Source organism: Thermodesulfobacteriota bacterium, assembly GCA_040755095.1.
Lineage (GTDB): Bacteria > Desulfobacterota > Desulfobulbia > Desulfobulbales > JBFMBH01 > JBFMBH01.
In genome coordinates this window covers 38,834-47,552 of the sequence record JBFMBH010000014.1, presented here as the reverse complement: position 1 = coordinate 47,552, position 8,719 = coordinate 38,834, and the positions used below count along the sequence as shown (strand labels likewise).

The window sequence follows — 8,719 nt, the reverse complement described above, 5'->3', positions numbered from 1 at the left end:
GGTCGAGGATCGTCTCCCGGGGCACGTCGATGTTGACCACCAGATCGAGACGGATGCCCAGGCGGGCCAACAGCTCCTTCAAGGCCTCGGCCTGGGGAATGGTGCGGGGAAAGCCGTCCAGAAGAAAGCCCTGCTGGCAGTCGGGCTCCTGGAGGCGTTTTTCCATAATGCCCATGATGAGGGCATCAGGAACCAGATCGCCCCGCTTCATGAAAGCGTCCGCCTGCTGGCCCAGCTCGGTGCCGGCCTGCACCGCCCCCCGCAGGATGTCCCCGGTGGAGATCTGGACCGAGCTGTCGATGGCGGTGAGCATCTTGGCCACCGTGCCTTTGCCCGCGCCGGGAGCCCCCAGCAGAATGAGTCGCATGACTGTTCGTTCCTCCTCTGAATAATGATGTGCGCACCAATGGCGGTTGGCTTGGCCGCGGCGGCGCCGGCCGCGGCGGCGCCGGTGCGGCACTATACCCCATTTTGCCGCCGCGGCACACCGGCGGTCGCCGGGCCAGGGCGATGCGGCTGTCCGGCACGCCAGAACAGCCTTGCACGATTGCCTCACTGCGACTATGATTGGTAGTTCATCGACTCTCTTTCCTGGATGTCTCCCCTCGGGGAACCGACATCGTTTATCATCACACACTTACGGGTCGGCAACACCCTGCGGGCGCCAGACCCCGACACCGGAACCAGGAGCATGGCACAGGCCGTCTTGTCCGAGACCAGCAAGAAGGAAACGCCCCGGCAGCAGATCCTGGGCTCGCCGGTCGCGTCCCTCAAAATCTCGGAGGATACCAAGCGGGTCCTCACCGAGATGGGCTACACCACCTTGCGGGGGGCCTTCCGGGCCTGCCTTATCGGCCGCCTCTCCATCAAGGAGAAGGAGCGCGAAGGCGCGGAGAAGGAGGTCCTGGATCTCGGCTGCAGCCTTCTGGGCCATCCGCCATTCAACCGCGCCTATTTCCGCCACTGTCTGCCAGCCGACGAGCGAGAGACCGTGGGGGATGCCCTGTGGAAGCTCTTCGGCCGGCCGGTGCAGCTGCCGTCCTCTTTCCGCAAGCGCTCGATCCGCAAGATTCTCTTTCCCACCGGCATCCATAACATCATCGGTGAGCTCAAGATCACCACCGTGGGGGAGCTTCTGGATTACCCCATGCAGAAGCTCCTGGACTGCCGGGGCATCGGCCCCAAGCTTCTGGGCGACACCCTGGCCCTCACCTTCGACTACCTGTTTCTGAAGAACGACCCCTTCCCTCCTGCCGAGGCGCCGCCGCCGGTCCAGGAGGAGGCCCGGCCCATCCCGGAGATGGCGCTCCGCCGGGCAGACCTTTTTCTCATCCCCTGGTTCTCCCGGAAGACCATGGCCGAGGCCAAAAAGCTGCTCCTGGCGGGAGCGGTGCGCCGGCTCATCATCTTCCGCAACGGCGTGGCCGGTCTTCTGCAAGGGGCGGCCAGCGGCCAGATTCTGGTCCACTTCGACCGCGCGCCCGGCAGCGCCGCCGGCTTTGAGATCAGCCAGGCCCGCTGTTACCGGTGCGGCATCGGCGCCCAGGACCGGGGGCTTTGCGTCCACTCGGCCGCGGTGGCCATGCACGCCCTGATCCGCAGCATGAGCGATCCGGCCTCGGCGCCCACCCCCTTGCCCCTGCTCTTCGATCAGGGCCCCTGGCGGCTGGTGGGCTCCTACCTGTTCCAGGTCTTCGGCAGCCAGAGCCTGGAGGCGTTGTCCGTGCATCCGGCCGGCGAAGGCCGCTGGCGGGTGTCTGCCGCCGACAGCCAGGGGCAGACCGTCTTGTCCTGCCTGCTTTCCGACCAGGGCCGCCGGGAGATGGCCGATCTCTTTGCCCGGCCGGCACCAGCCCTGGCCGGCCAGACGCCACCGCCCCGTTTCGACCAGGAGGTCTGGGAGCTGTCCACCCGGCTCATGGCCCGCTGCCGGCTGGAGAGCGAGATCGAGCTCAACGCGGCCGGCCGGCGCAGCCGGGGCCAGGAGCGGGACGAGAGCCTGTGGCTGTGGCTGGCGCGCCACCTGTTCATGACCGCGGCCAATGACGGCCTCACCCTGGGCCGCCGCGCCAGCGATGGGCTGTTCGAGTGCAAGGTGGCTGGCGTCACCGCCGCCTACCCCATCTTCCATCTGGTCGTCGACCGGGAGGGAGGCGCCGGCCTGTTGGCCGGGCTGTCCAGCCTGGGAATCGGCTGGCCAACCCTGCCGCCGGCCAGCACCTTTCTGCGGGTGCGCTTTGCGGGCGACGGGGCGAGCCTGGAGATCTCGCCCTGCCTGCGCCTGGCGGACGGCCGGGTGCTGGAGCGAGCGGCGCTGGAGCCCTGCCGCTACGGTGACCTCTACTGGCTGCCCGAGGAGGGCTTCCTGCCGGTGGCGGAGGAGGGAGCAGCCCGGATCCCGGACCTGGACTGGTACTGCAAGACCGTCCTGCCTGCCGACAAGGTGCCTGACTTCGTGGCTGTCCACCAGGCAGCCCTGGCGGCACCGGACAACGATGTTGATGAGAGCCTGCGGCACTTCGAGATCGCCGAGGCCGCCGATCGGCTGGAGATCACGGCCGGCAGCCTGGACGAGGACTGGTGCTTTCTGGCCGGCAACCTGCGCTTCGGCGACCGCAAGGTCTCCTTCGATCTCCTCCGGGACGCCTGTGCCGCCGGCCGTACCTATCTGCCGGGCAAGAAGCGCTGGATCAACCTGGCGGCCCACCAGTCGGAATGGCTCTACCAGCTCATCTCCACCCACAGCTGGCGCCATCCCGAGACCCGGGAGACCGGCATCCGCCTCAACCGGCAGGAGCTGCTGCGGCTGCATGCCCTGGGACCCAAGGTCATCTTTCCGGCCGGGCGGGGCACGGCGCACCAGCCTTTGAAGCGCTTCCTCCATTTCGACGCCACCAGGGCCGAGGAGGCCATCCCGGCGGTGCCGGAGCATCTGCGGTCGTACCAGCGCAACGGCCTGTCCTGGCTGTGGCACCTGTACCAGCATCGTCTGGGCGGCATCCTCGCCGACGACATGGGCCTGGGCAAGACCCACCAGGCCCTGGCCCTCCTGGCCGCGGTCCGGGCCGCCAAGGGCAGCTCGGCCCGCTTCCTGGTGGTCTGCCCTGCCACCGTCGTCTCCCACTGGGCGAGCAAGATCGAATCCTTCTACCCGAGCCTGTCCGCCTACGTCTACCACGGCAACAAGCGTGACCTGGAGGACGCCGGCGGCCGTTTCCTCATCCTCACCACCTACGGCATTCTGCGCCGGGACATCGAGGAGCTGGCCGCCATCGATTTCGACTGCATCCTCCTGGACGAGATGCAGTACATCAAGAACCGCAAGACCGACGCCCACGGCGCTGCCCGCATCCTGCGCGGCCGGGTGATCATCGGCCTGACCGGCACCCCCCTCGAGAACTCGGTGGCGGATCTCAAGAATCTCCTGGACATCTGCAACCCGGGCTTTCTGGGCACCGACGCCTGGTTCAAAAGGCGCTTCATCGATCCTCTGGAAGAGGGGGATCGCCAGGGCACCAAGCGTCTCCTGGCCCGTCTCATCAGCCCCTTCTTCCTGCGCCGTACCCGAACCCAGGTCCTGAAGGAGCTGCCGGATGTCATCGAGGACGTGCGCTACTGCGGCCTGGCCCCGGAGCAGGAGACCCTCTACCGGCAGATTCTGGCCCGGGACGGCGCCAGCCTCCTGGACCGGATCGCCGCCGCCCGCCGGGACGATCGCCTGCCCTACATCGAGATCCTGGCGGTGATCAGCTACCTCAAGCAGATCTGCGACCACCCCTCTCTGGTGGCGGACGATCCGGAGCTGGCCGGGGTCGGCGGCGGCAAGTGGGAGCTCTTCGCCGCCCTCCTGGAGGAGTGTCTCGACAACGGCCTCAAGGTGGTGGTGTTCAGCCAGTACACCCGGATGCTGGACATCATGGCTGCCCATCTGCGGGCCGCCGGGGTGGGGCACGCCGGCATCCGCGGCGACATGCCCCTTTACCGCCGGGGCGAGCTCATCGCCCGCTTCAACACCGATCCCCGCTGCCGGGTCTTCCTGGCCAGCCTCCTGGCTGGCGGCGTGGGGGTCGATCTCACCGGCGCCCAGGTGGTCATCCATTACGACCGCTGGTGGAACGCGGCCCGGGAGGACCAGGCCACCGCCCGGGTGCACCGGATGGGCCAAAAGCACGTGGTGCAGGTCTTCAAGCTGGTCACCACCGGCACCGTGGAAGAGAAGATCCACCAGCTCATCGACAAGAAGCGCAGCCTGGCCAACGAGCTGGTCCGGGAAGACGATGCCAGCATCATCAAGCGCCTGACCCGGGCCGAGATCATGGAGATCCTGCGCTGGGAAGAGCCCCCTCTTGCGTAGCGCCTGCCCCGCGGTAGAATAGCCAGCCACGGTATCTTCCTGGGCACGGCCGGCCGGAAGATCCTTGCGCCTTCGCTCGTCCATCAACGTGCTTTTGCGAGTGTCTGCCAGGAGGACCCATGACGTTGCCGTCGTGCGTGGGGTCGGACGGCCGTTTTGTCTGCGGTGTCCATCGGCCGGCTTTCGGGGTGAGGAGCCAGCGGGCCGGGGTGCATCCCCTGGAGCTGGGACGGGACGAAGAGGGCCAGCGTCTGGGCAACGCGGCCAACTTCCCGTGCGGCGACCTGCCCGTCGCGCCCGGGGAGCCGGTCTACGAGATCCCGAACCCCTTGCCCTTCCTGGGCACCACCTACATCACCGCCGGTTGGGCCGAGGCGGCCGCCAGCACGCCGGAGCATTTCCGGCTGCCTTCCCCGCCCGCCGTCTCCCTGACCGCGCTCCTGGATCGCTGGCGCCTGCTGCCGCCGGGGGACGATCCGGCCGGCCTTCTGGCCGAGCTGCCGGCGCCGCTTCTCCTGGCCCTGGCCACCGTGTCCACCGACCCGGCCGATCTCGTCGCCCTGGCGCGGCTGGCCTGCTGCCTGGAGATCAATGCGGCCAGCGGCCGGCCGGTGGGGCTGCGCTATCGCCGGACCCCAAGGGGCCTGCGGCCGGTCATCCACAGCCACGATCTCTTCGAGGCGGTGGCCAACAACCCGCATCTGCCGGATGACTACAAGCGGGCCATGGTCCTCAATCCCGGAGCCCAGGGCGCCAACGAGATCGTGGGCGACTGGACGGACCAGGAGGGCCGGACCCTGGCCTTCGAGTACCTGCGCCGCAATTCCTACATCCCCTGGGGCCATTTTGCCTCCAACATGGCCCATGAGGTGGTGCGCTACCGGGTGGCGGCCCTCTCGGCTGCTGAATTTGGCGGCCTGCGCCACCTCTACTACCAGCGCACCTGTTTGCGGCTGGCCGCGGCCCTGGCCCTGCCGCTGCCCCCGGCTGGCCGCCAGCTGGCGCCTTTTGAGCTGGAGGCCCTGCGGCGGGCGGTGCTGGCCGCCTTGGCCGAGCCCACCGCTGCCGACACCCTTCCCTTTGCCGCCTCCCTCTGGGGCTGGAACTACGGCTTCGACTTCGCCCCCAGCGGCTACCGCCTGCACGCCTCGCACCAGCAGATCCACCAGCAGTTCGCCCTGGTGCCAGCCCGGATGGCCGCCGCAGACGGCCAGGACGATCTGACCCCCTACGCCTATGGCGATCAGCTGGCCGCGGTCTGCCGCCGCTTCCGGGCCGAGACCGGGCAATCGTTTGCCGCGTGCTACCTTGCGGCCATACGCGCCAACCGGCGGCTGGACGGCCGAAACGACCGGCCGGCCAGTCTTGTGGTCTGGGAGGAGGATGGGGTGCTGCTCTTCGTGCCCAAGGCCCAGACCTCGGGCTGGGAGCTGCAGGTGATGTGCGGCGGCGGGGTGGGCAACATCCTGGAGGCGGACCAGGCCTGCCGGGCCGCCCTGGACCGGGCGCTCTATCTGGCCATGCGCATCCTCGACCGTCTGGGGGCGCGGATGGTGACCGGCGTCGAGCTCGGGAAGCGCTTCGTGGGCGGCGAGGCGGACCAGCCCCTCCTCTACCGCCTGCTGCCCCGCCTGCCCCAGTCGCCAGGGGCCTTTTCCGAGACGCAGCTGCGCTTCATCGTCGGCCACTTCCCGGAAGACTTCGCCGCTGCCTGCCGCCAGCAGCTGGCCGATCTGTCCCTGGCCTGAAGCCTGCGAGATCCTCTCCGCAGCCACCCCGCCAACTCCAGCCCGACCGCCCCCCTGGGCGGCCGCCGGACAGACAGGACCAACCATGAGCCTTCACATCGCCGACGAGGCCAATCGCCGCCGGGCCTGGACCCGGCAGCTTTACTACGAGCATGCCCAGATCTGCCGCGACCATGGGGTGCCCCTCCGGACCCCCTTCATTGAGCTCGCGGACCTGGCCAGCGTCGTCGGCAGCTGGGATGCCGTAAGCCGCACCATCCGCCTGGCCGTCCGGCTGGTGGCGGAGCAGTCCTGGGACGTCCTGGTGGGGGTGCTCCGGCACGAGATGGCCCACCAGGCGGTCACCGACCTCTTCCGGATGCCGGCCGGCCATGACCAGAGCTTTCAAACGGCCTGCCGCCTGCTGGGGGTGCCGGAGCGGTTCCGCCGGGCCACCGGTCCCCTGGACTGCCAGGGCCTGGCCCCGAGCACCGCGCTGGACCCGGCTGCCGTCCGGCACCTGGCCCGGCTGGAGAAGCTCCTGGCCCTGGCCGGCTCCGACAACGAGCACGAGGCCGGCCTGGCCATGGCCAAGGCCAACGCCCTGGTGGCCCGCTACAACCTGGAGGGCCAGTCCCAGACCGGCGACGGCGCCTACGACTACCGGATCATCCGCCTGGGCGGCCAGCGGGTGGACCGGGTCCACAAGGGGGTGGCCTCGCTGCTCACCGAGTTCTTCTTCGTGCAGGTGGTGCTCTCCTCCATCTACGATCCGGCCCTGGATCAGTCGGTGCGGACCCTGGAGCTCTTGGGCCGGCAGGAGAACCTGGAGGTGGCCGAGTACGTGCACGCCTTTCTCATCCGCCAGTTGGACGGGCTCTGGCAGGGGCACCGGCGGAAAAGCGGCTGCCCGGGCGGGGCGCGACGCTCCTTTCAGCTGGGGGTGCTGAACGGCTTCCGGGAACGGCTGATGAGCCAGGCCCAGCCCCCCGGGTCCGCCGCCCGCAGCGCCGGCCAGTCCAGCACCAGTCTGGTGGTCTGCGCCCAGGATCCCCGCCTGCAGGCCCTGGTCCGGGAGCGGCATCCGCACCTCGTCCGCCGTCGCTCCGGCCCGGCCCTTTTCGACGCCGCCGGCTATACGGCCGGGGTTGCCGCCGGCCGAGAGCTCACGCTGCACCGGGGGATCACCCGCCAGGGTCCCGGCGGCCGGCTACTGCCGGAGGGATGAGGACCAGGAGCGCGCTGCCCCCGGGACGGCACTCCTGCTCCTGGCTGGCAGGCAAGCGCGCACCCCAGGCCCCGAACAGCGCAAAAAGGGGGCCAGACATTGCTGTCTGGCCCCCTTTCTCTTCTTCCTGGTGGGCCGTCGGGGGCTCGAACCCCAAACCTACTGATTAAGAGTCAGTTGCTCTACCAGTTGAGCTAACGGCCCGTGGCGATGCCAGCGGCCGGCCGGCCGGTGGCATCGAGGGCCGTAAAGTAGCACACCCCGGACCCGAGCGTCAAGGGGAAGAACACAGCCGCTACGCGATGCCGCCTCGGATCCGGCCGTCGCGACTAGCAGTCGCGCCGGCCCCCCAGTCCAGGCCGGCGGGGGGACTGTTCCGCGCTGTGTCGTCATGCTATACTCTCGTCTATTGGCCGAGATGGCCGGCGACGGCCTAGTCCGGCGCGGGGCCTTTTTCTGAGGGGGAGCGGTCCCCCTATTCCCAACCCAGGAAAGGAGGTGGCAGATGGCAGCGACGATGAAGAGATGGGGCTGGCGGCTGGCAGGGATGACGGTGGGCGCTGCCATGCTGCTGGTGACCGGCAGCGGGCAGGCGGCGGACCTCACCTGGACCGGCTGCGGCATCACCAAGAACGCCTTCATGGACGAAATCGCCAAGGCCTATGAGGCCAAGACGGGGACGAAGATCGTGCTGTCCGGCGGCGGCGCCACCAAGGGCATCCGGTCCGCGTCGGCGGGCACCAGCGACATGGGCGGCACCTGCCGGCACTGGCTCTACGACGCCGCTGGCCAGAAGCATCCGGAGGAAAAGGATGCCGTGCTCGTGCAGGTGGCCTGGGACGCCATCGTGGTGGTGGTGCATCCCGACAACCCGGTCTCCGACATCTCCACCGCCAACCTCAAGAAGGTGGTGGACGGGCAGATCACCTCCTGGAAGGAACTGGGAGGGGAGGACAAGCGCATCGCCTTCATCGATCGGGAAGGCAAGGAGTCCGGGGTCGGCCATATGTTCCGGCGGCTGGTCTTTGGCGACCCCAACTACGATTTCAAAGCCCGCTCCCTGGAGGTCAAGGCCTCCGGCGCGGTGGAGGAGAAGGTGGAGAAGACCGGCACCGGCCTGGGCCTGGATGGCGTCTCCTCGGCCAAGAAGCAGGCCGTGAAGATCCTGTCCCTGGACGGCGTCGCACCCAGCAAGGAGAACATCGCCTCCGGCACCTACCCCCTCTTCCGGCCCCTGTACATCACTCACCACACCAACCCCGCGGAGGAGGTGCAAAAGGCCCTGGCCTTCATGCTCTCCCCGGAAGGCCAGGCCATCATCTCGCAGCAGGGCACGGTCAACCTGGAAGAGGGCAAGACCATCGCCGCCCTGTGGGAGCAGAAGAAGAAGGACCTCGGCCTCTAGGAAGG

Annotated in this window: 5 protein-coding genes and 1 tRNA gene; 4 read left to right on the top strand and 2 right to left on the bottom strand. The window is 68.7% G+C overall.

Translation table 11 applies throughout. The features are described 5' to 3' along the window. The coding region (locus AB1634_04230; protein MEW6218728.1) for a nucleoside monophosphate kinase at positions 1–367 on the bottom strand (367 nt) is incomplete at its 3' end. A 324-nt stretch (positions 368–691) separates the two neighbouring features. Between AB1634_04230 and AB1634_04225 the strand changes: the two genes are divergently transcribed. From AB1634_04225 to AB1634_04215, 3 genes are all read left to right on the top strand, one after another. Next, complete coding sequence (locus tag AB1634_04225) at positions 692–4,354, top strand: DEAD/DEAH box helicase (GenBank protein ID MEW6218727.1); 3,663 nt, start codon at positions 692–694, stop codon at positions 4,352–4,354. 119 nt (positions 4,355–4,473) lie between these two features. Next, on the top strand, positions 4,474–6,102 hold the full coding sequence (locus AB1634_04220; GenBank protein ID MEW6218726.1) for a hypothetical protein: 1,629 nt from the start codon (positions 4,474–4,476) through the stop codon (positions 6,100–6,102). A gap of 85 nt (positions 6,103–6,187) precedes the next feature. Then, positions 6,188–7,309, top strand: a complete 1,122-nt coding sequence (locus AB1634_04215; GenBank protein MEW6218725.1) for a DUF2786 domain-containing protein — start codon at positions 6,188–6,190, stop codon at positions 7,307–7,309. 128 nt (positions 7,310–7,437) lie between these two features. On the opposite strand, the gene AB1634_04210 is transcribed toward AB1634_04215, so the two are convergent. Then, a tRNA-Lys gene (locus AB1634_04210) sits at positions 7,438–7,513 on the bottom strand. 301 nt (positions 7,514–7,814) lie between these two features. Between AB1634_04210 and AB1634_04205 the strand changes: the two genes are divergently transcribed. Further along, complete coding sequence (locus tag AB1634_04205; GenBank protein ID MEW6218724.1) at positions 7,815–8,714, top strand: phosphate ABC transporter substrate-binding protein; 900 nt, start codon at positions 7,815–7,817, stop codon at positions 8,712–8,714. Positions 8,715–8,719: the final 5 nt, after the last annotated feature.